Source organism: Amnibacterium kyonggiense (assembly GCF_004364555.1).
Taxonomy (GTDB): Bacteria; Actinomycetota; Actinomycetes; order Actinomycetales; family Microbacteriaceae; genus Amnibacterium; species Amnibacterium kyonggiense.
Genome location: NZ_SOAM01000001.1, coordinates 1518940 through 1542361, shown reverse-complemented (window position 1 = coordinate 1542361; position 23422 = coordinate 1518940). Strand labels below are relative to the sequence as shown.

15 protein-coding genes are annotated in these 23422 nt (G+C 73.5%); 4 read left to right on the top strand and 11 right to left on the bottom strand.

Translation table 11 applies throughout. The annotated features are described in order from the left end of the window. Nucleotides 1-72: 72 nt before the first annotated feature. The 9 genes from gatB to CLV52_RS07705 form a co-directional block, all read right to left on the bottom strand. Nucleotides 73-1599 (bottom strand): Asp-tRNA(Asn)/Glu-tRNA(Gln) amidotransferase subunit GatB, encoded by a 1527-nt coding sequence (gatB, locus tag CLV52_RS07745; RefSeq protein WP_133765641.1) that lies wholly within the window; start codon nt 1597-1599, stop codon nt 73-75. Continuing rightward, nucleotides 1599-3155 (bottom strand): Asp-tRNA(Asn)/Glu-tRNA(Gln) amidotransferase subunit GatA, encoded by a 1557-nt coding sequence (gene gatA / locus CLV52_RS07740; protein WP_133765640.1) that lies wholly within the window; start codon nt 3153-3155, stop codon nt 1599-1601. Before gatA ends, gatB begins: the two co-directional genes overlap by 1 nt. Beyond that, complete coding sequence (gene gatC / locus CLV52_RS07735; protein ID WP_133765639.1) at nt 3156-3467, bottom strand: Asp-tRNA(Asn)/Glu-tRNA(Gln) amidotransferase subunit GatC; 312 nt, start codon at nt 3465-3467, stop codon at nt 3156-3158. A gap of 95 nt (nt 3468-3562) precedes the next feature. Next, nucleotides 3563-4177, bottom strand: coding sequence for a GDSL-type esterase/lipase family protein (locus tag CLV52_RS07730; RefSeq protein WP_133765638.1), 615 nt, complete (start codon nt 4175-4177; stop codon nt 3563-3565). An 85-nt stretch (nt 4178-4262) separates the two neighbouring features. Next, nucleotides 4263-4763 (bottom strand): GNAT family N-acetyltransferase, encoded by a 501-nt coding sequence (locus CLV52_RS07725; protein WP_211342627.1) that lies wholly within the window; start codon nt 4761-4763, stop codon nt 4263-4265. Next, the gene (gene ligA, locus CLV52_RS07720) at nt 4760-7057 is read right to left on the bottom strand and encodes an NAD-dependent DNA ligase LigA (protein ID WP_133765637.1); all 2298 of its coding nucleotides are present in this window, start codon (nt 7055-7057) and stop codon (nt 4760-4762) included. The genes CLV52_RS07725 and ligA overlap by 4 nt, the downstream gene beginning before the upstream one ends. A gap of 57 nt (nt 7058-7114) precedes the next feature. Beyond that, on the bottom strand, nt 7115-8212 hold the full coding sequence (gene mnmA, locus CLV52_RS07715; protein WP_133765636.1) for a tRNA 2-thiouridine(34) synthase MnmA: 1098 nt from the start codon (nt 8210-8212) through the stop codon (nt 7115-7117). A gap of 100 nt (nt 8213-8312) precedes the next feature. After that, nucleotides 8313-10205, bottom strand: a complete 1893-nt coding sequence (locus CLV52_RS07710; RefSeq protein ID WP_162850749.1) for a S53 family peptidase — start codon at nt 10203-10205, stop codon at nt 8313-8315. A gap of 135 nt (nt 10206-10340) precedes the next feature. Next, on the bottom strand, nt 10341-11477 hold the full coding sequence (locus CLV52_RS07705) for a cysteine desulfurase family protein (protein ID WP_133765634.1): 1137 nt from the start codon (nt 11475-11477) through the stop codon (nt 10341-10343). A gap of 20 nt (nt 11478-11497) precedes the next feature. Here CLV52_RS07705 and glgX point away from each other — a divergent pair, with 20 nt between their 5' ends. Beyond that, the gene (gene glgX, locus CLV52_RS07700; RefSeq protein ID WP_246018010.1) at nt 11498-13519 is read left to right on the top strand and encodes a glycogen debranching protein GlgX; all 2022 of its coding nucleotides are present in this window, start codon (nt 11498-11500) and stop codon (nt 13517-13519) included. A 90-nt stretch (nt 13520-13609) separates the two neighbouring features. On the opposite strand, the gene glgP is transcribed toward glgX, so the two are convergent. Next, entirely contained in the window at nt 13610-16195 is a 2586-nt protein-coding gene (gene glgP / locus CLV52_RS07695; protein WP_133765633.1) for an alpha-glucan family phosphorylase, read from the bottom strand. 139 nt (nt 16196-16334) lie between these two features. On the opposite strand from glgP, the gene CLV52_RS07690 reads away from it, so the two are divergent. The 3 genes from CLV52_RS07690 (at nt 16335) to CLV52_RS07680 (ending at nt 22445) form a co-directional block, all read left to right on the top strand. After that, complete coding sequence (locus CLV52_RS07690; RefSeq protein WP_425455672.1) at nt 16335-18431, top strand: alpha-1,4-glucan--maltose-1-phosphate maltosyltransferase; 2097 nt, start codon at nt 16335-16337, stop codon at nt 18429-18431. A gap of 47 nt (nt 18432-18478) precedes the next feature. Further along, nucleotides 18479-20695, top strand: a complete 2217-nt coding sequence (gene glgB, locus CLV52_RS07685) for a 1,4-alpha-glucan branching protein GlgB (RefSeq protein ID WP_133765631.1) — start codon at nt 18479-18481, stop codon at nt 20693-20695. A gap of 286 nt (nt 20696-20981) precedes the next feature. Next, on the top strand, nt 20982-22445 hold the full coding sequence (locus CLV52_RS07680; protein ID WP_162850748.1) for a sugar transferase: 1464 nt from the start codon (nt 20982-20984) through the stop codon (nt 22443-22445). A gap of 7 nt (nt 22446-22452) precedes the next feature. On the opposite strand, the gene CLV52_RS07675 is transcribed toward CLV52_RS07680, so the two are convergent. Continuing rightward, entirely contained in the window at nt 22453-23418 is a 966-nt protein-coding gene (locus CLV52_RS07675; protein WP_133765629.1) for a tetratricopeptide repeat protein, read from the bottom strand. Between the last annotated feature and the right edge of the window lie 4 nt (nt 23419-23422).

The window sequence follows — 23422 nt, the reverse complement described above, 5'->3', positions numbered from 1 at the left end:
CGGCGGCCTGTTCGCGTCGCGATCCGTGCCGCCTCGCCTCGAGGAATGCGGCACGGATCGCGACGCGAAGGATCAGGACTGGGCGCGCTCCAGGACGAGCTCGCGGACGCGGGCCGCGTCGGCCTGGCCACGCATCGCCTTCATGACCGCGCCGATCACGGCGCCGGCCGCCTGGACCTTGCCGTCCTTGATCTTCTGCAGCACGTCCGGCTGGCTCGCGAGCGCCGTGTCGATCGCGGCGATCAGGGCGGAGTCGTCGGAGACGACCTTGAGGCCGCGCGCGGCGACGACCGCCTCCGGGCTGCCCTCCCCCGCGATGACACCCTCGAGCACCTGGCGCGCGAGCCGGTCCGTCAGGTCGCCGTTCTCGACGAGCGCGATCAGCTCGGACACGTGCAGCGGCGACACGAGCGTGCCGGCGTCGACCCCGCGCGCGTTCGCGATGCGGAGGATCTCCCCCAGCCACCACTTGCGCGCCTGCGCGGGCGCGGCCCCCTTCGCCACGGTCTCCTCGAGCTCGGCGAGCACGCCCGCGTTCACGATGTCGCGGAACTCCGCGTCGGTGAACCCGTAGTCGGCCTGGAGGCGCTTGCGGAACGCGACGGGCGACTCCGGCAGCGCGGCGCGGAGCTCCTCGATCAAGGCGAAGCTCGGCTCGACCGGCAGCAGGTCGGGCTCCGGGAAGTACCGGTAGTCGTCCGCATCGGACTTCGGCCGGCCGGCGCTCGTCGTCCCGGTGTCCTCGTGCCAGTGCCGCGTCTCCTGGATGATCGTCCCGCCCGCGGCGAGGATCGCGGCCTGCCGCTGGATCTCGTAGCGGACCGCGCGCTCGACGGAGCGGAGGCTGTTCACGTTCTTCGTCTCGGTCCGGGTGCCGAGCCGCTCCTGACCGCGCGGGCGGAGGGAGACGTTCGCGTCGCAGCGGAGGTTGCCCCGCTCCATCCGCGCCTCGGAGATGCCGAGCGATCTGACGATGTCGCGGATCGTCGCGACGTACGCCTTCCCGATCTCGGGAGCGCGGTGCTCGGCGCCGAAGATCGGCTTCGTCACGATTTCGACGAGCGGGACGCCGGCGCGGTTGTAGTCGACGAGCGAGTGGTCGGCGCCCTGGATGCGGCCGGTGGCGCCTCCGACGTGCGTGAGCTTGCCGGCGTCCTCCTCCATGTGCGCGCGCTCGATCGGGACGACCCACGTGGTGCCGTCCTCGAGCTCGACCTCCACGGACCCTTCGAACGCGATCGGCTCGTCGTACTGGCTGATCTGGTAGTTCTTGCCCAGGTCCGGGTAGAAGTAGTTCTTCCGCGCGAAGCGGCTCGAGGGCGCGATGGAGCAGCCGAGCGCCAGCCCGAGCGAGATCGAGTACCGCACCGCCTCCGCGTTCACGAGCGGCAGCGCGCCCGGCAGGCCCATGTCCACCGGCGCGACGAACGAGTTCGGCACCGTGGAGTCGGCGCCAGGCGCCGCCGGGTTCGGCGCGGCGGAGAACATCTTCGTCGCGGTCGAGAGCTCGACGTGCACCTCGAATCCGAGGACCGGCTCGAAGCGCTCGAGCGCCTCGTCGAAGTCCATGAGCACGTCCTTGGTCGACGCTCCGGCCATCAGCGGGTCCCTCCGTCCGGCTCGGTGCCGAACCCCGGCACGGGAACGGGACGGCCGAGCTCCGGCGCCCGCGACAGCAGGGGCGCGCCCCACTCCGCCTCGAGCAGCGCCTCGAGGGTCGCCCCGACGCGGTACAGGCGCGCGTCCTCGCGGACCGGCGCCATGATCTGCAGCCCGACCGGCAGGCCGTCCTCCGGCGCGAGGCCGATGGGGAGGCTCATCCCGGGCACGCCCGCGAGGTTCGCCGGGATCGTCGTCACGTCGTTCAGGTACATGGCCAGCGGGTCGTCGACCTTCTCGCCGAACCGGAACGCGGTGGTCGGGGTGGACGGCGAGACGAGCACGTCGGCCTGCTCGAACGCCGCCGCGAAGTCGCGCTGGACGAGGGTGCGGACCTGCTGCGCGCTGCCGTAGTACGCGTCGTAGTACCCGGCGGAGAGCGCGTAGGTGCCGAGGATGACGCGGCGCTTCACCTCGGGGCCGAAGCCGCGCTCGCGGGACAGGGCCATGACCTGCTCCGTCGTGGAGCGGCCCGGGTCGACGCGCAGACCGAAGCGGACGGCGTCGTACTTGGCGAGGTTGCTCGACGCCTCCGCGGGGAGGATCAGGTAGTAGGCGCTGATCGCGTACTCGAAGTGCGGCGCCGCGACCTCGACGATCTCCGCGCCCGCCGCCGCCATGCGCTCGAGGGACTCCGCGAACCGGCTGCGGACGCCCTCCTGGAAGCCGTCGCCGTTCAGCTCCTTGACGACGCCGACGCGGACGCCGGCGAGCGAGCCCTCGGCCGCACCGCGGCGCGCGGCCTCCGCCATCGACGGCCACGCCTGCTGCAGGCTCGTCGCGTCGTTCGGGTCGTACCCGCCGATCACGTCGTGGATCAGGCCGGCGTCGAGGACGGTGCGGGAGACCGGGCCGACCTGGTCGAGGCTCGACGCGAGCGCGATCGCTCCGTAGCGGCTCACGCCGCCGTAGGTGGGCTTCACGCCGACCGAGCCGGTGACCGCGGCGGGCTGCCGGATCGAACCGCCGGTGTCGGAGCCGAGCGCGACGGGCGCCTCGAACGCCGAGACCGCGGCGGCGGACCCGCCGCCGGAGCCGCCCGGGATGCGCGAGAGGTCCCACGGGTTGTGCGTGGGGCCGTACGCCGAGTACTCGGTGGAGGACCCCATCGCGAACTCGTCCATGTTCGTCTTGCCGAGCGGGACCAGGCCCGCGGCGCGGAGCCGCGCGACCGGGGTCGCGTCGTACGGCGGGATCCAGCCCTCGAGGATCCGCGAGGCCGCGGTCGAGGGCATGTCGCTCGTGCAGAGCACGTCCTTGATCGCGACCGGCACGCCGGCGAGCGGACTCGGCGCCTCGCCCGCGGCGCGGAGCCGGTCGATCTCGGCCGCACGGGTCAGCGCGGCCTCGCCGGCCACGTGGAGGAAGGCGTGGACGTCGGGCTCGACCTCCGCGATGCGGTCGAGGTGCGCACGCGTCGCCTCGACGCTCGAGACGTCGCCCGCGCCCAGGCGCTCCGCGAGCTCGGCGGCGGTCCACCGGATGAGGTCGGTCATCTACTGCTCCTCACCGAGGATCGCGGGCACGCGGAAGCGGCCGTCCTGCTGGTCGGGCGCGCCGGACAGCACCTGCTGCTGCGTCAGGACCGCGCCGACCTCGTCGGCGCGGAGGACGTTGACGAGCGGGAGCGGGTGGCTGGTCGCCGGGACGTCGGGCGTCGCGACCTCCTGCACCTTCCGGACCGAGTCGACGATCTGGTTGAGCTCGCCGGCGAGGTGCTCGATCTCGCCGGGCTCGAGCGCGATGCGGGCGAGACCCGCCAGGTGCTGGACGTCGGCGACCGTGATCTCAAGGGACGCGTCGGGCATGGATTCCATCCTATTCGGGCGTGTGGGCCCTCCCTCGGGCCGGGTGCCGACCCGCGCGCTCCGGGTGGTCTCGACACGGGCGCGGAGCGCCCGGCTCAACCGGCGGGCGACGTGGGAGGGGCGGCGAGCCAGGTCAGGATCGGCTCCGTGACCAGGTCCGCGAGGAGGGCGTAGCCCGCCGCGTCCGGGTGGAAGCCGTCGCCCTCGCGGACCGGGCGGCGCCACACCTCCGACGCCGCCGTCGCTGCGAAGACGCCGACGAAGGGGATCCCGAGCAGCGCCGCCTCGCGCTCGAGCGCGGCGTCGAGGTCGTGGATCCGGAGGTTCTGCACGTCGTCGTCGACCGCCGGCGGCCCGACGAGCAGGAGCGGCACGGGCGCCATCCGGTGCTGCGCTTGGCGGAGCGCGCCGAGGGTCTCCGGGACCGAGAGCAGCACGTCCGGCAGCGTGTCGTTCACGCCGAACGACACGACGATGCGCGGGTCCTCCGCCGCGGTGAGCCGCGGCCGCGCCTCGATCGCGAGCCGGCGCACGACCTGCACCGAGGTCGCGCCGCGGACGCCGAGGTTGTAGCCCGTGAGGTCGAGGCCGCGGGCGAGTCCGGCGGCCACGACCCGGCCGACCCAGCCGAGCGCGGTCTCGTCGCCGGTGCCGGCGACGAGCGAGTCCCCCGCGAAGCAGACGCGGACGTCGAGCGCGCTCGAGAGCATCTTCCGAGCCTAGGCACCCGCTCCCCGGGGCTGTCCGCTGCAAGCTCGACCGTGCGCACCGCCCGATCAGCAGCGGGAGGCCCCGTCAGCCGAGGGATCGGGCGAAGTAGAGCCCCTCGGGCACGGCGCCCGCGTACGGCGGGTAGGCCGGGATCGGGCGGTAGCCGAGCTTCTCGTAGAGCCCGACCGCCTCGGGCTGTCGGTCCCCCGTCTGCAGGATCACCCGCGTCGCGCCGGCCGCAGCGGCGTCCTCCTCGATCGTGCGCACCAGGAGCGTGCCGACGCCCCGTCCCCGCGCCTCGGGGACGGTGATCAACCGCTTCAGCTCCCAGTCGACGGCCGCGTCGCGCGGGAGCCGGCGGAGGGCCGCGTGCCCGAGCACGCCGCCGTCGGCGTCGACCGCGAGCAGCACCGACGTCATCGTGGCCGGGTCGATCGTGAACGCCCGCGCCCGGGCCGCCTGCTCCTCCGCGGTGGCCGACCGGCCGACGTGCGCGTAGCGCTCGCCCATCTCGGCGTCCATCGCCGCCCGCAGCGCGACCCCGCGCGGGTCGTCCCAGGCGACCCGCTCGACGCGGACGGTCACGCGGTCTCCTCGGGCGGCGTCACCGCATCGGGCCCGCCCTCGAGCAGCCGGCGGAAGCCGTCGGCGTCGAGCTGCGGGGTGCCGAGCGCCTCCGCCTTCGTCAGCTTGCTCGCGCCCGGGTTCGCGCCGATGACGACGAACGCCGTCTTCTTCGAGACGCTGGAGGCGGCCTTGCCGCCGGCGACGAGGATCGCCTCCTCCGCCTCCTCGCGGGTGAACCCCTCGACGGTGCCCGTGACGACGACGGAGAGCCCGGCGAGCGGTCCCTTCGGCGCGGTGTCCACCGCCTGCGGTCCGGGATGCCCCGGGATCTCCAGGCGGACGCCCGCCGCGGTCCACCGGTCGACGATCACGGCGTGCCAGTCCACCGCGAACCAGTCGATCAGCGCGTCCGCGATGATCGGGCCGACGCCGTCGACGGCGGCCAGCTCCTCCCGCGAGGCGGCGCGGATCGCGGTCATCGAGCCGAAGTGCGCGGCGAGCGCGCGCGCCGCCACCGGCCCGACGTGCCGGATCGACAGCGCGACGAGGTAGCGCCACAGGTCGCGCGTCTTCGCGAGCTCGAGGTTCGCGAGCAGGTCCACCGCCTGCTTCGACGGGAATCGCGCGTCCGCGTCGAGCGGCGCGCCCGCCTCCCGGGCGGCGCGACGCTCGTCGGCGTTCGCGTTCCGCTGGAACGGCGCGAGCCGCTTCTCCGTGCCGTCCTCGTTCAGGCGCGGCATGCCGGTCTCGGGGTCGCGGGGCACGACCCGGATCGGGAGCAGATCGTCCAACGTCAAGTCGAACAGGCCCGACTCGTCGACGAGCGGCGGCGTCTCCGGGAACGACGGCTGCGTGAGCGCCGCCGCGGTGACCTCGCCGAGCGCCTCGATGTCGAGCGCACCGCGGGAGCCGATGTGCTCGACGCGGCCGCGGACCTGCGCCGGGCAGCTGCGCGCGTTCGGGCAGCGGAGGTCGACGTCGCCCTCCTTCGCCGGCTTCAGACGGGTGCCGCACTCGGGGCAGAACTCGGGCATCACGAACTCGCGCTCGGTCCCGTCGCGCAGCTCCACCACGGGCCCGAGCACCTCGGGGATCACGTCGCCGGCCTTCCGCAGCACGACCGTGTCCCCGATCAGGACGCCCTTCTCCTTGACGACGTCCTGGTTGTGCAGGGTCGCCTGGCGCACCTCGGAACCCGCGACGAGCGCCTTCTCCATCACCGCGAACGGCGTCGCGCGGCCCGTCCTGCCGATGGAGACGACGATGTCGAGCAGCTTCGTGTGCACCTCCTCCGGCGGGTACTTGAAGGCGGTCGCCCAGCGCGGCGAATGGCTCGTGGCGCCGAGTGCGACGTGCAGGTCGAGGTCGTCGACCTTGACGACGATGCCGTCGATCTGGTGCTCGACGGAGGCGCGCTCGCGTCCGTAGTGCTCGATGAACCCCCACACCTCGTCGACCGCGTCGAAGACGCGGTAGTGGGTGGAGGTCGGCAGCCCCCACTCGGCGAGCAGCTCGTAGACCTGGCTCTGGCTCGTCACCGGGGTGTCCCGCTCGATCTGCTCGACGGGCCAGGCGCCGATGCCGTGCACGAGCATGCGGAGGCCGCGGATCCGCGCCTCCATGAGCGCGAGCTTCTCCGGGCTCTTGCCCTCCGACTTCTGCCGGAGCGACCCGGACGCCGCGTTGCGGGGGTTCGCGAAGAGCCGTTCCCCCGCGGCGGCCTGCCGCGCGTTCAGCTCGTCGAAGTTCGCGACGGGGAAGAAGATCTCGCCCCGGACCTCGACGAGGTCGGGGTGCCCGGTGCCGTGGAGGCGGAGCGGGATCGTGCCCATGATGCGGACGTTCGGGGTGACGTCCTCCCCCGTGACGCCGTCGCCGCGCGTCGCGGCGGAGGTGAGCACGCCGTGCTCGTACCGGAGGTTGATCGCGAGCCCGTCGATCTTCAGCTCACTGAGCCAGCGGACGGGCGCGTCCGGCGCGGCCTTCGCCGCGTCCCGCTGCACCTTCTCCGCCCACGCGTCGAGCTCCGACCGGCTGAACACGTTGTCGAGCGAGAGCATCGGCTCCCTGTGCACGACCGGGTCGAACAGCTTCGTCTCCGGCGCGCCGCCGACGGTCTGCGTCGGGCTGTCGGGCCGGAGCAGCTCCGGGTGCTCCTGCTCGAGCGCCTGCAGCCGGTGGACGAGCCGGTCGTACTCCTCGTCGGAGGCGGTCGACTGGTCGTGCTCGTAGTACTCGTGCCGCAGCGCGTTGATCCGCGTCGTGAGGTCCGCGACCTCGTCGGCCGGGGCGCCGGTCGCCGTCTCGCTCATGCGGCGAGCGTAGCGACGGCCTCCGACACTCCGCCGAGGACCGAAACCGGGCTCCGATCAGGCGACGGGCGCCGCCGAGACCGTCCGATCGACCGTCAGCTGTCCGAGCACGCGCGTGCCGTCGTAGAGCACCGCGCTCTGCCCGGGCGCGAGCCCGAGGATCGGCGCGTCGGGCCGCACGACGAGCTCCGCGCCTTCGAAGGACGCGGTCGCCGGCACCGGATCGGCGTGCGCCCGTACCTGGACGTCGCAGCGGAACGCCGGCGCCCCCGGCCGCGGACCGGCCCAGGACGTGCGGGCGCCGGCGAGCGCGCCGACGGCGAGCTCCTCCTTCGCGCCGACCACCACGGTGTTCACGGCCGGCTTCACCTCGAGCACGAATCGGGGGCGGCCGTCCGGCGCGGGGCGGTGCAGGGACAGGCCGCGCCGCTGGCCGACCGTGTACGCGAGCGCGCCGTCGTGGGTGCCGAGCTCCGTGCCGCTGCGGTCGACGACCGGACCGGGCTCGCTGCCGAGCCGGTCCGCGAGCCAGCCGCGGGTGTCGCCGTCGGGGATGAAGCAGATGTCGTGGCTGTCCGGCTTCGCCGCGACGCGGAAGCCGCGCTCCGCCGCCTCCGCCCGGACGAGCGCCTTCGACGGCGTCTCCCCGAGCGGGAACATCGCGTGCGCGAGCTGCTCCGCGGTCAGCACGCCGAGCACGTAGGACTGGTCCTTCGCCTCGTCGGAGGCGCGGTGCAGCTCGCGCCGGCCGTCCGCGTCCGTGCGGAGGACGGCGTAGTGCCCGGTGGCGACGGCGTCGAACCCGAGCGACACGGCGCGGTCGAGCAGGGCCGCGAACTTGATCCGCTCGTTGCAGCGCAGGCAGGGGTTCGGCGTACGGCCCGCGGCGTACTCCGCCACGAAGTCGTCGACGACCTCCTCCGCGAACCGCGCGCTGAAGTCCCAGACGTAGAACGGGATGCCGATCCGGTCCGCGACGCGGCGGGCGTCCATCGCGTCCTCGATGGTGCAGCAGCCGCGCGCCCCGGTGCGGAGCGTGCCCGCGTTCCGGTTGAGGGCGAGGTGCACGCCGGTGACGTCGTGGCCGGCGTCGACCGCGCGCGCGGCGGCAACGGCGGAGTCGACCCCGCCGCTCATCGCCGCGAGCACCTTCATGCGGTCCAGGCTTTCACGGATCAGGACCGATGGAGCGACACGCCGCCCGCCGGAGTCCGGCGGGCGGCGTGTCGCTCCGTTCGTCCTGATCCGTGCAACCTCAGAGGCGCCCGAGGGCCGAGGTCGTCGACGAGGTGAGCTCGCCGAGGCCCGTGGGGAGATCGTAGCCCTTCCGCGTCGCCAGCGTCCCGTCGCGGTCGACGGTCACCAGGTAGGTGCGCTTGCCGTTCCGCACCGCGAGCGTGCGCCGCACGCTGCTCGGCGCGACGTCGCGGAACGCGGAGGGCGTGGTGCGCGCGATCGCGTAGAGCGCGGGGTTGACGAACCCGAGCCGCCGACCGGTCGCCTGCTGCGCGAGGGCGACCTGCGCGGCGACGATCGGCGTCGCCAGCGAGGTGCCGCCGACCGAGGTCGTGCGGTACGCGCCCGAGGGGCCGCCCGGGCGGAACCCGACGAGGAAGCCGGTGGAGCTCGCCGCGAGCGCCGACACGTCGGTCGCGGTGCGCATGCCGTGCGCGAGCGAGCCCGGCACGACGCCGGCCTGATAGCCGGGCGCGGCGAAGAGGCTGCTCCGGCCGCCGCCGGCGCCCGCGAGGAAGTACCCGGGCAGCTTCGGCGACCACGTGGCGCGCTTCGATCCGCTGAGCAGCGCGACGTTCTCGCCCCAGGCGGTCGTGAAGGCGCGGGAGCCCGACCGGTTCAGCCCGGTCGCGGTGCCCCCGACGGCGGTGACGAAGGGCGACGAGGCCGGGAAGTCGACGGCGGTCGTGCCGAGCAGCTCGCGCTCGTCGCCGTAGTCGCCGCTCGCGAAGTAGAGGCCGACGCCCTGGCCGGCGGCCTGCAGCTGCTGGTGCAGCATCACGACCATGCTCTGCTTCGTGGCGTCGTCCCCGAGGCCGGCACCGGCGAGGGTGTCGAGCGCCGTGGCGCCCCAGCTGTTCGAGACGATCGACGCGAGGCCGCGGTCGAGCACCGTCGACATGGCGACGTCGAATCCGGTGCCGCAGTCGCTCGCGCCGACGTAGACGAGCTTCGCCCGCGGCGCGACGGCGTGCGCGGCCTCGAGGTCGAGCGCCTGCTCCGGCTGCCAGTCGGCCGCGGTGCAGCCGTAGGACTCGTCGTACGACGCGGGCAGGACCTCCGCGTAGTCGGCGGCGGGCAGCCCGTTCTTCGCGGAGTACGTGGCGAGGTCGCGCCGCATGGAGGGCGCACCGAAGGCGTCGATGACCGCGATCGTCTGGCCGGCACCGGTCAGCGCCGAGCCCTTCGCCCGCGCGATCGTGCGCAGCTGCGCCGCGCTGTAGCCGCAGAGCGGCGTGCTCGTGGAGCGCTGCCCGTACGCCTTCCGCGGGAGCTGCACGACGTGCTGCCGCCAGTACCGGGAGCACGCGGAGACGGCAGGCTTCTTCTTCGACGGCGTGTGCGTGATGCGGGCGTGCGTGAACGTGATCGCGGCGACGGAGCGGGCGACCTGCTGCGGCAGCGTGGCGGCGCCGACGGCGGCGAGCCGCTGCTCCCCGTCGATGTCGAAGGCGTGCAGCCGCGTGGAGAGGAACGCGTCGACCTGCGTCGCCGTGCCCTTCAGCAGCAGGAACAGACGGCTCTGCGGCACCGCTTCGACGGTGAGGCCCGCATCGGCGACCGCCGCGGTGACGGTGTCGACCGTCGCCTGCGTCGGCGCGAAGCGCGCGATCCAGTCGGACGGCGAGAGGTACCGCCGGTACTGCGGCGTCCCCGGGGTCGACGCGGCGAGCGCGAACGCCCGCGCCCCGGCCTCGTCGGGCAGCGACAGGGCGAGCTCGAACTCGACGGTCGTCGCACCGGAGACGGCGCCGGTGTCGGCGGCGGCGGTGGCCCAGGCGGGGCGGGCGGCCGGCACGACGACGCGGCGGCCCTCGGCCTGGGCGGGCGCCGCGGTGAGCACGGAGCCGGCGGCGACGGCCGCGACGAGGAGGACGGGGAGCGCGCGGGCGCGCAGGGACGTTCGGGGCACGGGGAGGACCTCTGGGCGGAGGGGCTTGCGCTGGGTGGGCGCCGACCTCGGGCGGGTCACCCGGGGTCCGGCCACTCTATGGACGGGCTGCGGCCCCGGTCAGCCCCCGTGGGAGGGCCAGCACCTCCGAGGGCGTCAGCGCGCGACGGCGGGCACGAGCGACGGCAGGGCCGCGAGCAGCGCGTCGACGTCCGCGTCGTCCGACGAGTGACCGAAGGTGATGCGGAGTGCGCCGCGCGCCTCCTCCTCCCCCACGCCCATGGCGAGCAGCACGGGCGAGACTCGGGTCACGCCGGCCAGGCACGCCGAGCCGGTGCTCACGGACACGCCCGCCGCGTCGAGGAGGAACAGCAGCGACTCGCCGTCCGCGCCGTCGACCGTGACGTGCAGGCTGCCCGGCAGGCGGTCCGGGCCGGGAGCGGCCCCGCGGAGGCGGGCGCCCGGCAGCGCGGCCAGCAGCCCGACGAGCGCCCGGTCCCGGAGGGCGGCGACGCGACGCGACTCCGCGTCCACCGCGGCGACGGCCTCCTCCGCGGCGACCGCGAACGCGACGGCGAGCGCCGCGGACGGCGTGCCGGAGCGGAGACCGCGCTCCTGCCCGCCGCCGTGGAGCAGTGGCGTGAGCGGCGCGGTCCGGCTCGCGAGCAGCGCCCCGACGCCGGCGGGGCCGCCGAGCTTGACGGACGAGACGCTCATCAGCTCGGCGCCGACCGCGTCGAAGCGGAGCGGCACGGCGCCGAAGGCGGCGATCGCGTCGACGTGCATCGTGACGTGCGCGGCGCGGGCCGCCGCGGCGAGCGGGCCGACGTCGTTGATCGAGCCGACCTCGTTGTTCGCCGCGAGCACGGTGACGAGCGCGGCGTCCGGCTCGTCGGCGAGCGCGGCGCGGAGGACCTCCGGCTCGAGCCGAGCCTCCTCGTCGACCGGCAGGTGCACGAGCCGGGCGCCCTCGCGGGCGACCGCGTCGGCCGCCTCCGTCGTCGCGGCGTGCTCGCCGCCCGGCAGCAGCAGCGCGCCGCGGCGCGCGCGCCAGCCGCCGACGACCGCGAGGTTCACCGCCTCCGTGCCGCCCGAGGTGAGGAGGACCTCGACGGGCTCGCACCCGGCGGCCGCTGCGAGGCGCTCGCGCGCCTCCTCGAGCATCGCCCGCGCGGCCTGCCCGTGCCGGTGCACGGAGGACGGGTTGCCGACCGCGCCGAGGGCCTCCGCGAGCGCCGCGGCGGCCGACGGGCGCAGGGTCGTGCCCGCGGCGTGGTCGAGGTAGGCGGGCATGGCGTCATTAGGGTAGGCGCGTGCAGGCGGGCCCCCTGGCGAGCGACCGGTTCCACGACCTCGGGGTCCGGACGGACCCGGAGGGCGGCACGCTCCGCGTCGCGAGCGCCACGGCGACCTCCATGGACCTCTGCCTGCTCAGCGAGCGCGACCCGTCGTGGATCGAGCGGACCGTGCGGATGCAGCGCGACGGCGACGGCGTGTGGACCGGACGCTCCGCCCTCCTCGTCCCCGGCCGCCGGTACGCGATCCGGGCGGGCGGCCCCGACGGTCCCCGCGACGCGTTCGACCGGTCCCGGCAGCTGCTCGACCCGTACGCGCGCGGGATCGTCCGCATCGACCAGGACTCGTGGCGCAGCGTCGTCGTCGAGGACCGCTTCGACTGGGGCGACGTGCGGAAGCCGAACACGCCGCTCGGCGAGAGCGTCGTCTACGAGGCGCACGCGAAGGGCCTCACCAAGCAGCTCCGGTCGGTGCCGCGCGCGCTCCGCGGCACCTACGCCGGCGTCGCGCACGAGTCGACGATCGCGTACCTGCAGGACCTCGGCGTCACCGCCGTCGAGCTGCTGCCCGTGCACCAGTTCGCCAGCGAGCAGCGGCTGATGAAGCAGGGCCTCGTGAACTACTGGGGCTACAACACGGTCGGGTTCTTCGCCCCGCACGCGCAGTACGCCTCCCTCACCGCCCAGTCCGCCGGACCGCAGCAGGTCCTCGACGAGTTCAAGGGCATGGTGAAGCACCTGCACGCGGCCGGCATCGAGGTGTGGCTCGACGTGGTCTACAACCACACGGCGGAGGAGGGCCCCTCCGGCCCCGTGCAGAGCTTCCGCGGCCTCGACAACAGCACCTACTACCGGCAGATCGACGGCCGCTACGTCGACACGACCGGCTGCGGCAACAGCCTCGACTGCTCGCAGGAGCAGGTGCGGCGCCTCGTCCACGACTCCGTCCGGTACTGGGCGGAGGAGGTGCAGATCGACGGCTTCCGCTTCGACCTCGCGGTCACGCTCGGCCGGGACGAGCACATCACCTTCACGCCGGACGCGCCGCTGCTGCAGGAGCTGCGCGCGGACCCGGCGCTGCAGGACGTGAAGCTCATCGCGGAGCCGTGGGACGTCGGGCTCGGGGGCTGGCAGACCGGCGGCTTCCCGCCGGGCTGGTCCGAGTGGAACGACCGCTACCGCGACACCGTCCGCGACTTCTGGCTGACCGACACGGTGGTCACGCGGCACGGCGGCCTCGCGCGGACGGGCATCGGTGCGCTCGCGAACGAGCTGTCCGGCTCCTCCTGGCACTTCTCCCCCGAGCGCGGCCCGCTCGCGAGCGTGAACTTCATCACCGCGCACGACGGCTTCACCCTCGCGGACCTCACGTCGTACAACGCGAAGCACAACCTCGGGAACGGCGAGTCGAACCGCGACGGCACCGACAACAACCGCTCCTTCAACTTCGGCGTCGAGGGCGCCACCCGCGTCGAGCGCGTCCTCGCCGACCGACGGCGCGCGATGCGCAACCTGCTCGGCACCCTGCTGCTGTCGGCGGGCGTGCCGATGCTCCTCGCCGGGGACGAGCTGGGCCGGACGCAGCGCGGCAACAACAACGCCTACTGCCAGGACGCGGCCGTCAACTGGATCGGCTGGAACCTGCAGGAGTGGCAGGAGGAGCTGCAGGACGTCGTCCGTCGCCTCATCCGGATCCGCCGGGAGCACCCCGCGCTGCGGCCGACGACCTTCGCGGCCGACGGCAGCAGCAACGCGATGCACTGGTTCACCGCGGACGGCGAGACGATGGACGAAGCGGCCTGGACCACCCCGGAGAACCGGACGCTGCAGTACCTCGCGCAGGCCGGTGGCGACACGACGCTGCTCGTCGTCCACGGCGACGAGACGCGGATGCGCGCGGCGCTGCCCGAGCCCGCGGGCGTGCGCGACTTCGAGCTGCTCTGGACGAGCGCCGACGACACGGCGTTCGGGCTGCACTCCGCGCCGGGCGAGCACATCGAGATCGACGGCCCGACGCTCCTCCTCTACGCCGGCTCCTGACGACGCGTCAGCACCGCTGACGGGGCCCTCCGCTGCTGAACCAGCGGTGCGCACCGCGGGTTCAGCAGCGGGAAGCCCAGGCAGCGCTGTTCAGTGGGCGACGGCGACGAGGCCCATCTCGGCGGGGTCGGCGAGGTAGGCGTTCTTCGGCACGACGCGGACGTTGTAGCCGAATGAGCCCGGGCGGGCGAGCGTCACCGTGCCGGCGAAGGTGCGTGAGCCGTCGAGCGCCAGGGCACCGGTCGTCGTCGCGGCCGTGTCGTCCTCGAGCGGGGCCAGCTCGACCGTCGCCGTGTTCACCAGGTCGTCGCCCTCGCGGGACGTGCCGTAGACGACCTGCACCGCGACGTCCTCCGGCTGCAGCGAGCCGAGCTGCACCTGCGCGCGGACGTGCAGGCGGTCGCCGACCTGCGGCACGCGCGCGAGTCCGCCGGACTCGACGTGGACGACGGAGACGCCGCCCCAGCCGGACGACACGACGCCCTTCCACGCGGCGAGCTCGCGGCCGCCCGCGTAGTCGGACGCGCTGATCGCCTCCGCGGCGCGCGCGGCGGGGATGTAGAGGCGCTGCACGTACTCCCGGACCATGCGGTCCGCCGACAGCTCGGGCGACAGGGTCGCGAGGGTGTGGCGCACGTTCTGCATCCACCGCGTCGGCACGCCCGACGAGTCGCGGCGGTAGAACCGCGGCGCGATCTGGTTCTCGATCAGGTCGTACAGGCTCTCGGCCTCGAGCTTGTCGCGCTCGGCGGCGTCGCCCGCGGCGTCCGCGGACGGGATCGCCCAGCCGTCCTCGCCGTCGTAGTACTCGTTCCACCAGCCGTCGAGGATCGACAGGTTCAGCACGCCGTTCAGCGCGGCCTTCATGCCGGAGGTGCCGCACGCCTCGAGCGGGCGAAGCGGGTTGTTCAGCCACACGTCGGTGCCCGGGTACAGCGTCTGCGCCATCGCGATGTCGTAGTTCGGCAGGAAGACGATCCGGCGCCGCAGCTCCGGATCCTGCGTGAAGCGGACGAGCTTCTGGATCAGCCGCTTGCCCTCGTCGTCCGCGGGGTGCGACTTGCCCGCGATGACGATCTGGATCGGCCGCTTCTTGTGCGTGAGCAGCGCGGTCAGCCGCGCCTCGTCCTCGAGCATGAGCGTGAGGCGCTTGTACGTCGGCACACGGCGGGCGAAGCCGATCGTGAGCACCTCGGGGTCGAGGAGGTCGTCGAACCACGCGGGCGCGGAGGCGCCGGGGTTCTCCTCGTGCCACGCCGCGGTGACGCGACGCCGCGCGTCCGCGACGAGGTTCGCGCGCATCCGGTTCCGCACCGCCCACAGGTCGGCGTCGCTGACGCCCTTGCCGGCCCAGTCCGCCGCGGTGGTGTCGGAGGTGCCGAGCTTCCGCTCCGAGAGCTCGAGCAGCAGCGGGTCCGTCCACGTCGGCGCGTGGACGCCGTTCGTGACGGAGGTGATCGGGACGTCGGAGGCGTCGAAGCCCGGCCAGAGCCCGCTGAACATGCCGCGGCTCACCTCGCCGTGCAGCTGGGAGACGCCGTTCGCGTGCTGGCCGAGCCGGAGGCCCATGACCGCCATGTTGAAGACGTCGCCGGAGCCGCCCGGGTAGTTCTCGGTGCCGAGGGCGAGCACCTCCCAGACGTCGACGCCCGGCAGGAGGTCGCCGGAGAAGTACTGCTGCACGAGGCCGCGGTCGAAGCGGTCGATGCCCGCGGGGACCGGCGTGTGCGTGGTGAAGACGGTGCCGGCCCGGACGACCTGGAGCGCCTCCTGGAACGACAGGCCGTCGTGGATGAGCGTCGAGATGCGCTCGAGCCCCTGGAAGCCGGCGTGGCCCTCGTTGGTGTGGAAGACCTCCGCCTCCGGGCGCCCGGTCAGCTCGGTCCAGATGCGGAGCGCGCGCACGCCGCCGATGCCGAGCAGCAGCTCCTGCAGCAGACGGTGCTCGCCGCCGCCGCCGTAGAGGCGGTCGGTGACGTCGCGGAGGGCGTCCTCGTTCTCGGGGATGTCGGTGTCGAGCAGCAGCAGGGTGACGCGGCCGACCATGACCTGCCAGATGCGCGCGTGCAGGGTCCGGCCGTGCGGCAGCGCGAGCGACACGAGCGCCGGGGCGCCGTCCGCGTGCCGCGTGAGCGTGAGGGGCAGGCCGTCGGGGTCGAGGACCGGGTAGGCCTCCTGCTGCCAGCCGTCGGCGGAGATCGACTGCTTGAAGTATCCGGCGCGGTAGAAGAGGCCGATGCCGGTGAGCGGCAGGCCGAGGTCGGAGGCGCTCTTCAGGTGGTCGCCGGCGAGGATGCCGAGACCGCCCGAGTACTGCGGCAGCGCGGCCGCGATGCCGAACTCGGGCGAGAAGTAGGCGATGTGGGCGGGCGCGCTCGACAGCGACTGGTACCAGCGCGGCTCGCTGCAGTAGGTGGCGAGGCCGTCGCGGAGCGCGTTCGCCCGCGCGACGAACTCCGCGTCCGCGGCGAGCGCCTCGATCCGGGCCGGGCTGACCGCGCCCAGCAGCGCGACGGGGTCGAACGCGTTCGCCCGCCAGATCTCGGGGTCGATCTCCTCGAACAGCTGCCGGGTCGGCTCGTGCCACGACCAGCGGAGATTCGCGGCGAGCTCATCGAGCGCCGACAGCGACGTCGGGAGGACGGTGCGGACGGTGAAGCGGCGGATGGCTTTCACGGGGGCGGTGCTCCTCGTCGTCGGGCGGCTCGCTCGACCCTACGACCTCGGGACGACGCGCTTGCAAGCGTGTGCGGGCGGTCGCCGGACCGGCCGGGCCACCCATGCGGCTTCCAATCGGCCTTTGTATGGTGTGCGCGTGGCTGACACCCAGGCAGCGAATGGCGAAGCCCCCGCGACGACGCGGGCGAGGAGCACGGCGCGCGCGTCCGGCACGCGCCGCGGCACGCGGAAGGCGCCCCCGTGGACGCCCGTGCTCGGCAGGATCCCGATCCTCGACCTCGCCCCGCAGCAGCCCGACGACCTGTGGCCGGCGAAGGCCTTCGACGGCGAGGTCGTGCCGTTCTCCGCGACCGTGTTCAAGGAGGGCCACGACGTCATCGACGCCGCGGTGGTCCTGACGGCGCCGTCCGGCCGCGTCGTGCGGCGCCCGATGGTGCAGGTGAACCCCGGCCTCGGGCGGTGGACGGCGTCCGTGCAGGTCGACGAGGTCGGCCCGTGGACGTGGCACGTCGACGCCTGGCTCGACGACTGGGGCACCTGGCTGCACGACGCCGGCATCAAGATCCCGGCGGGCATCGACGTCGAGCTGATGCTCGAGGAGGGCGCGCGCCTGCTCGAGCGCGCCGCGGAGGACGAGACCCGCGGCGCGGACGCGCCGGCGCTGTTCCGCGACACGGCGGGTGCGCTGCGGGACGCGGCGACCGATCCGGCCACGCGCTGGAGCATCGTGACCGAGGGGCGGGTCGCCGACGCGATCGCTCTCGCGCCCATCGCGAGCCTCCTCACGTCCGGCCCGACCCGCACCCTCCGCGTCGAGCGGCAGCGCTCCGGGTACGGCGCCTGGTACGAGTTCTTCCCGCGCTCCGAGGGCGCGGTCCGGCACGACGACGGCTCGTGGACGTCCGGCACCTTCCGGACGGCGGCGCTGCGGCTGCCCGCCATCGCGGAGATGGGCTTCGACGTCGTCTACATCCCGCCCGTCAACCCGATCGGCAGGACGAACCGGAAGGGCCCGAACAACACGCTGACGGCCGGCCCGAACGACCCCGGCTCCCCCTACGGCATCGGCTCCGAGGCCGGCGGCCACGACGCGATCCACCCCGACCTCGGCACCGAGGAGGACTTCGCGGCGTTCATCGAGGCGGCGAAGCGCCTGAACCTCGAGATCGCGCTCGACATCGCGCTGCAGGCGTCGCCCGACCACCCGTGGGTGCAGCAGCACCCGGAGTTCTTCACGACGCTCGCGGACGGCTCGATCGCGTACGCCGAGAACCCGCCGAAGAAGTACCAGGACATCTACCCGCTCAACTTCGACAACGACCCCGAGGGCTCGTACACGGAGATGCGGCGCGTGTTCCAGGTCTGGATCGACCGCGGCATCCGCATCTTCCGCATCGACAACCCGCACACGAAGCCGCTCGGCTTCTGGGAGCGGCTCATCCACGACGTCAACGCCGCGCACCCGGACGTGATCTTCCTCGCGGAGGCGTTCACCCGGCCGCCGATGATGCGGGGCCTCGCGAAGGTCGGGTTCCAGCAGAGCTACACGTACTACACGTGGCGGAACACGAAGCAGGACCTGACGGACTACCTGGTCGAGCTGTCGCAGGAGACGGCCGACTACATGCGGCCGAACTTCTTCGTCAACACGCACGACATCCTCACGCCGTACCTGCAGTTCGGCGGGACGGCGGCCTACAAGATCCGCGCGGCGATCGCCGCGACGTCGGTGCCGACCTGGGGCGTCTACTCCGGCTTCGAGCTGGTGGAGAACGTCGCCAGGCCGGGCTCCGAGGAGAACATCGACAACGAGAAGTACGAGTACCGGCCGCGCGACTGGGCGAAGGCCGCCATGCTCGGTACGACGCTCGCCCCGTACCTCGCCCGGCTGAACGGGATCCGCCGGAACCACCCGGCGCTCGGGCAGCTCCGCAACATCCACTTCCACTGGACCGAGTCGGACGACGTGCTCGCGTACTCGAAGCACCTCGACGCGGAGTTCACGGGCACCGGCTCCCCCGACACGATCATCGTCGTCGCGAACCTCGACCCGCACGGCGCGCGCGAGACCGTCGTGCACCTCGACCTCACCGCGATCGGCCGCCTGCCCGGCAGCACCTTCGCCGTCCGCGACCTCGTCACGGGCGCGCGCTGGGAGTGGGGCTCGGACGACTTCGTCCGGCTGGACCCGTACGCCGAGCCGGTGCACATCCTCGCCGTCGAGGATCGCTGAGCGACTCGACCGCAGACGTTCGGACGCGACCCAGGAGGATCGTCCCCATGCCCAAGAACACCGACACCGCGGACGCGGCGCCGATCGCGTCCACGCCGTCCGACGACGTCCTCGCCCGGATCGCGGACGGGTCGCACTCCGGCCCGCACGCCGTGCTCGGGCAGCACCCGGTCGGCAGCACCGAGGCCGTCGTCATCCGCGCGCTGCGGCCGCTCGCCCGGCAGGTGGTCGCCGTGCTCGACTCCGGCGCCCGCATCGAGCTCGGCCACGTCGGCTGGGGCGTCTGGCAGGGCGTCTCCGTCGCGGGCTTCCAGGACTACGTGCTCGAGACCGTCTACGAGGACGACTCGACCTGGACCGCGGACGACCCGTACCGCTACCTGCCGAGCGTCGGCGAGGTCGACCTCCACCTGTTCGGCGAGGGCCGGCACGAGCGGCTGTGGGAGATGCTCGGCGCGCATCACCGCGAGCTGCACGGTGTGCACCGCGCGGCGTGGGGCACCTCGTTCTCCGTCTGGGCGCCGCACGCGCAGGCCGTCCGCGTCATCGGCGACTTCAACGCGTGGGACGGCCGTCTCTACGCGATGCGCCGGCTCGACGGGAACGGCGTCTGGGAGCTGTTCATCCCCGGCCTCGACCCGTACAACGCCTACAAGTTCGAGATCCTCACCCGGCACGGCGAGTGGATCGAGAAGGCCGACCCGATGGCCCGCCACGCCGAGCAGGCCCCGGCCACCGCGAGCGTCATCACGGAGAGCTCCTACCGCTGGGGCGACTCCGGCTGGATGAGCGACCGCGCGGCGACGAACCCGGTCGAGCAGCCGATCAGCGTCTACGAGATGCACTTCGGGTCCTGGCGGCAGGGCCTCGGCTACCGCGAGGCGGCCGACCAGCTCATCGACTACCTCCACGAGACGGGCTTCACGCACGTCGAGTTCCTCCCCCTCGCGGAGCACCCCTACGAGCCCTCGTGGGGCTACCAGGTCACGGGCTACTACGCCCCGACCTCGCGGTTCGGCCACCCCGACGACCTGAAGTACCTGATCGACCGCCTGCACCAGGCGCGCATCGGCGTGTACATGGACTGGGTGCCGGGCCACTTCCCGAAGGACGCCTGGGCGCTCGCGAAGTTCGACGGGGAGCCGCTCTACGAGCACAGCGACCCGCGCCTCGGCGAGCACATGGACTGGGGCACGCTGATCCCGAACTTCGGCGACAGCCAGGTGCGCAACTTCCTCGTCGCGAACGCCCTCTACTGGCTCGACGAGTTCCACGTCGACGGCCTCCGCGTCGACGCGGTCGCCTCGATGCTCTACCTCGACTACTCGCGCAACGAGGGCGAATGGGTGCCGAACAGGTACGGCGGGCGGGAGAACCTCGAGGCGATCTCGTTCCTCCAGGAGACGACCGCGACGGCCTACAAGCTGCACCCCGGCGTCATGATGATGGCGGAGGAGTCGACCAGCTGGGGCGGCGTCACGCACCCCACCGACCACGGCGGGCTCGGCTTCGGGCTCAAGTGGAACATGGGCTGGATGAACGACTCGCTCCGCTACATCGCGAACGACCCGATGTGGCGCAGCCACCACCAGAACGAGCTGACGTTCTCGTTCGTCTACGCCTTCAGCGAGAACTTCATCCTCCCGATCAGCCACGACGAGGTCGTGCACGGCAAGGGGTCGCTCATCGGCAAGATGCCGGGCGACCCGTGGCAGCAGATCGCGAACGTCCGCGCGTACCTCGCGTTCCAGTGGGCGCACCCGGGCAAGCAGCTGCTGTTCATGGGCCAGGAGTTCGGGCAGCGCAGCGAGTGGAGCCAGGAGCGCGGGCTCGACTGGTGGATCCTCGACCAGCCGGCGCACCGGTCCCTGCTCGGCTACGTCGGGCAGCTGAACCGCGTCTACCGCGACAACCCGGCGTTCTGGCAGCAGGACACCTCCGCCGCCGGCTTCAGCTGGATCGACGGCGCGGACGCCGCGAACTCGGTCGTCGCGTTCCTGCGGTGGGACCGCGACGGCAACCCGATCGCGTGCGTCTTCAACTTCTCGGGGCGCCCGGTGAGCGACTATCGGATCGGCGTGCCCTTCGCGGGCACCTGGGAGGAGCTGCTGAACAGCGACGCCGACGAGTTCGGCGGATCGGGCGTCGGCAACTACGGCCAGGCCGTCGCGGAGGCGGAGCCCTCCCACGGCCAGCCCGCCTCGGTGGTGCTCACGCTGCCGCCGCTCGGCGCGCTGTTCCTCCGGCCGAAGGCGCGGAAGTAGCAGCGCCCGCAGGGGACGACGGAGGGGGTCGAGGCGCCGAGCGCCTCGGCCCCCTCCGTCGTCCCGGCGCCTCCCGTGCCTGCGGTGCCCCGAACTGGGGTCCGCACAAATGGGGACACGGGTTGTCCGCCGGACCGGCTCGGTAATACGGTCGGAGCACCCCACGGCGGGCCCGTCCTCCCCAAGGCGCGGTGCCGCCACCCGAGTTCGGCGACGTCCCCGCGTCGCCGCCCGGACCGACGTGCCCCCGAAGGTCGCCGGTCCAGGTCCGACCCCCACAAGGACCATGACCGCCTCCCCCGTCACCCTCCAGACGACCGCAGCCACCCGGACCCGCGCCGCGATGCGCTGGTCGCAGCGCCTCGCCCTGCAGCTCGCGGTCACCGACACCCTGATCGTCGCGGGCACCGTGCTGACCGCGCACCTCGCCCTCTTCGGCTCGGGCCAGCAGGTCTCGCACCAGGAGCAGTACGCGGCCGACCTGCCCTACGGCGTCGTGTCCCTCGCGCTCGCGGTCCTCTGGATCGGCGCGCTCGCCGTCGTCGACTCGCGCGACGAGGACGAGATCGGCACCGGCACCACCGAGTACCGCCGGGTCATCCGTGCCGGCGTCGCGACGCTCGTCATCATGATCGTCGTCGGCTTCTTCCTCGGCGTCGACCTCTCGCGCATCTGGGCCGGTGCGGTCGTCCCGACCGGCACCGCCCTCCTGCTCGCCGGTCGCTGGCTGTGGCGCCGCCGCCTGATGGCGCGCCGCGCCGCCGGGCTCGACTCGCACCGGGTGGTCCTGCTCGGCTCGACCGAGACCGTCGTGCGGACCGCGCTCGACCTCGCCCGGCAGCCGGGCCACGGCTACCGCGTGGTGGGCGTCGCGCTCACCGACGGTCCGACGGAGGGGACCATCGCGGACCTCCGCATCGTCGGCGGCGTCGACGACGTGCCCGGCTCCCTCCGCGCGCTGCAGGCGGACACCGTGATGGCGACGAGCAGCGACCACCTGTCCCCCGAGCGGATCCGCGACCTGGCCTGGCACCTCGAGCCGGCGCAGCACCTCGTCGTCGCGCCGTCGCTGACGGACGTCGGCGGCTCGCGCATCCACCTCCGTCCCGTCGCCGGCCTGCCGCTGATCCACGTCGAGACGCCGCACCAGGCCGGCATCGGCCGCGTGATGAAGCGCCTGTTCGATGTCGCCGCATCCGCCCTCGCCCTCGTCCTGCTCGCGCCGGTGCTCGCCGTGATCGCCGTGCTCGTGCACCGCGACAGCCCCGGCGGCGTCATCTACCGCCAGGAGCGCATCGGCCGCGACGGCGAGCCGTTCTCCATCCTCAAGTTCCGCTCGATGAGCGCGGACGCGGACGCCCGCCGCGCGCAGCTGACCGCCGATCAGGGCAAGGGCCTCTTCAAGATGGCCGACGACCCGCGCATCACGCGCGTCGGCAAGGTGCTGCGCCGCTACTCGCTCGACGAGCTGCCGCAGCTCGTGAACGTGCTGCGCGGCGACATGAGCCTCGTCGGCCCGCGGCCCGCGCTGCCCTCCGAGGTGTCGGAGTACGACCGGCGCGAGCTGCGGCGCCTCGCCGTCACGCCGGGCCTCTCCGGGCTGTGGCAGGTCAGCGGCCGCTCCGACCTCGACTGGGCCGACGGCATCCGCCTCGACCTCTACTACGTCGAGAACTGGTCGATGACGCAGGACCTGCAGATCCTGTGGCGCACCGCGAAGGCCGTCGTCAGCTCCTCCGGCGCCTACTGACCCGAGGTCAGTAGAGGAGGGTCGCCAGGCGGCGGCGGGCCGCGGCGACGCGCGGGTCGTCCGTGCCGGTGAGCGCGAAGTAGTCGAGCAGCCGCGTGCGGATCGCGGTGCGGTCGTCGCCCGAGGCGGTCGCGAAGACGTCGAGCAGCCGGTCGAACGCGTCCTCGACGTGGCCGCCGGCGACGTCGAGGTCCGCGACGGCGAGCGCCGCCCCGACGTCCTTCGGGTCGTCGGCCGCAGCGGTCCGCGCGTCGTCCGGCACGGTGCGGAGCCGATCGAGCAGCTCGACCTGCGCGAGCGCCGCCACCGCGGCGGTGTCCCGCGGGTCCTGCACGATCGCGGTGCGGAACAGCCGCGCCGCGTCCGCGTAGTCCTGCCGGTCGATGGCCGCGTAGGCCTCCTGGTGGAGGGGCGGGAGCGGTTCGGGCTCCGGCTCGGCGGGCGGAGCGCCCTCCTCCGCCGCGGTGCCCGGCAGGGTGCCCGTGACGCCGTTCTCCGCGGCGAGCTCGAGCACCTGCTCGAAGAGCGGGACCATCCGGTCCTCCGGCAGCGCGCCCGCGAAGAGCGGCACAGGGCTGCCCGCGATCACGGCCACGACCGTCGGGATCGACTGCGCCTGGAACGCCGCCGTCACCTGGGGGCTCGCGTCCGAGTCGACGATCGCCAGCACGAGACGGCCCGCCGCGGACTCGATCACGCGCCGCAGCGACGTGACCAGCTCCTGCGACGGGGTGCTCCAGGTCGCGACGAGCGCGACCACGACGGGAACGGTGCGGGAGAGCTCGATCAGCCGCGGGAACTCCGCGTCGCCGACCTCGACGACGACGCCGGGCATGCCGGCGCCAGCGTCACCGGCCGGCTCGGCGGGACCGCGTACGGCCTGCTGCGCCTGCTGGTTCTGCCTGGCGACGAGCGGAGCGAGGTCGATCGCTCCTCGGAGTCCACCTGGCGGCGGGGCGGGAACAGCGGCCACGGTC

What these genes read in the sequence shown, in the direction of transcription:
- gatB (WP_133765641.1), bottom strand. Translation starts at nt 1,599, where the DNA reads ATGGCCGGAGCGTCGACCAAGGACGTGCTCATGGACTTCGACGAGGCG.
- gatA (WP_133765640.1), bottom strand. Translation starts at nt 3,155, where the DNA reads ATGACCGACCTCATCCGGTGGACCGCCGCCGAGCTCGCGGAGCGCCTG.
- gatC (WP_133765639.1), bottom strand. Translation starts at nt 3,467, where the DNA reads ATGCCCGACGCGTCCCTTGAGATCACGGTCGCCGACGTCCAGCACCTG.
- CLV52_RS07730 (WP_133765638.1), bottom strand. Translation starts at nt 4,177, where the DNA reads ATGCTCTCGAGCGCGCTCGACGTCCGCGTCTGCTTCGCGGGGGACTCG.
- ligA (WP_133765637.1), bottom strand. Translation starts at nt 7,057, where the DNA reads ATGAGCGAGACGGCGACCGGCGCCCCGGCCGACGAGGTCGCGGACCTC.
- mnmA (WP_133765636.1), bottom strand. Translation starts at nt 8,212, where the DNA reads ATGAAGGTGCTCGCGGCGATGAGCGGCGGGGTCGACTCCGCCGTTGCC.
- CLV52_RS07705 (WP_133765634.1), bottom strand. Translation starts at nt 11,477, where the DNA reads ATGCCCGCCTACCTCGACCACGCCGCGGGCACGACCCTGCGCCCGTCG.
- glgB (WP_133765631.1), top strand. Translation starts at nt 18,479, where the DNA reads ATGCCCAAGAACACCGACACCGCGGACGCGGCGCCGATCGCGTCCACG.
- CLV52_RS07680 (WP_162850748.1), top strand. Translation starts at nt 20,982, where the DNA reads ATGACCGCCTCCCCCGTCACCCTCCAGACGACCGCAGCCACCCGGACC.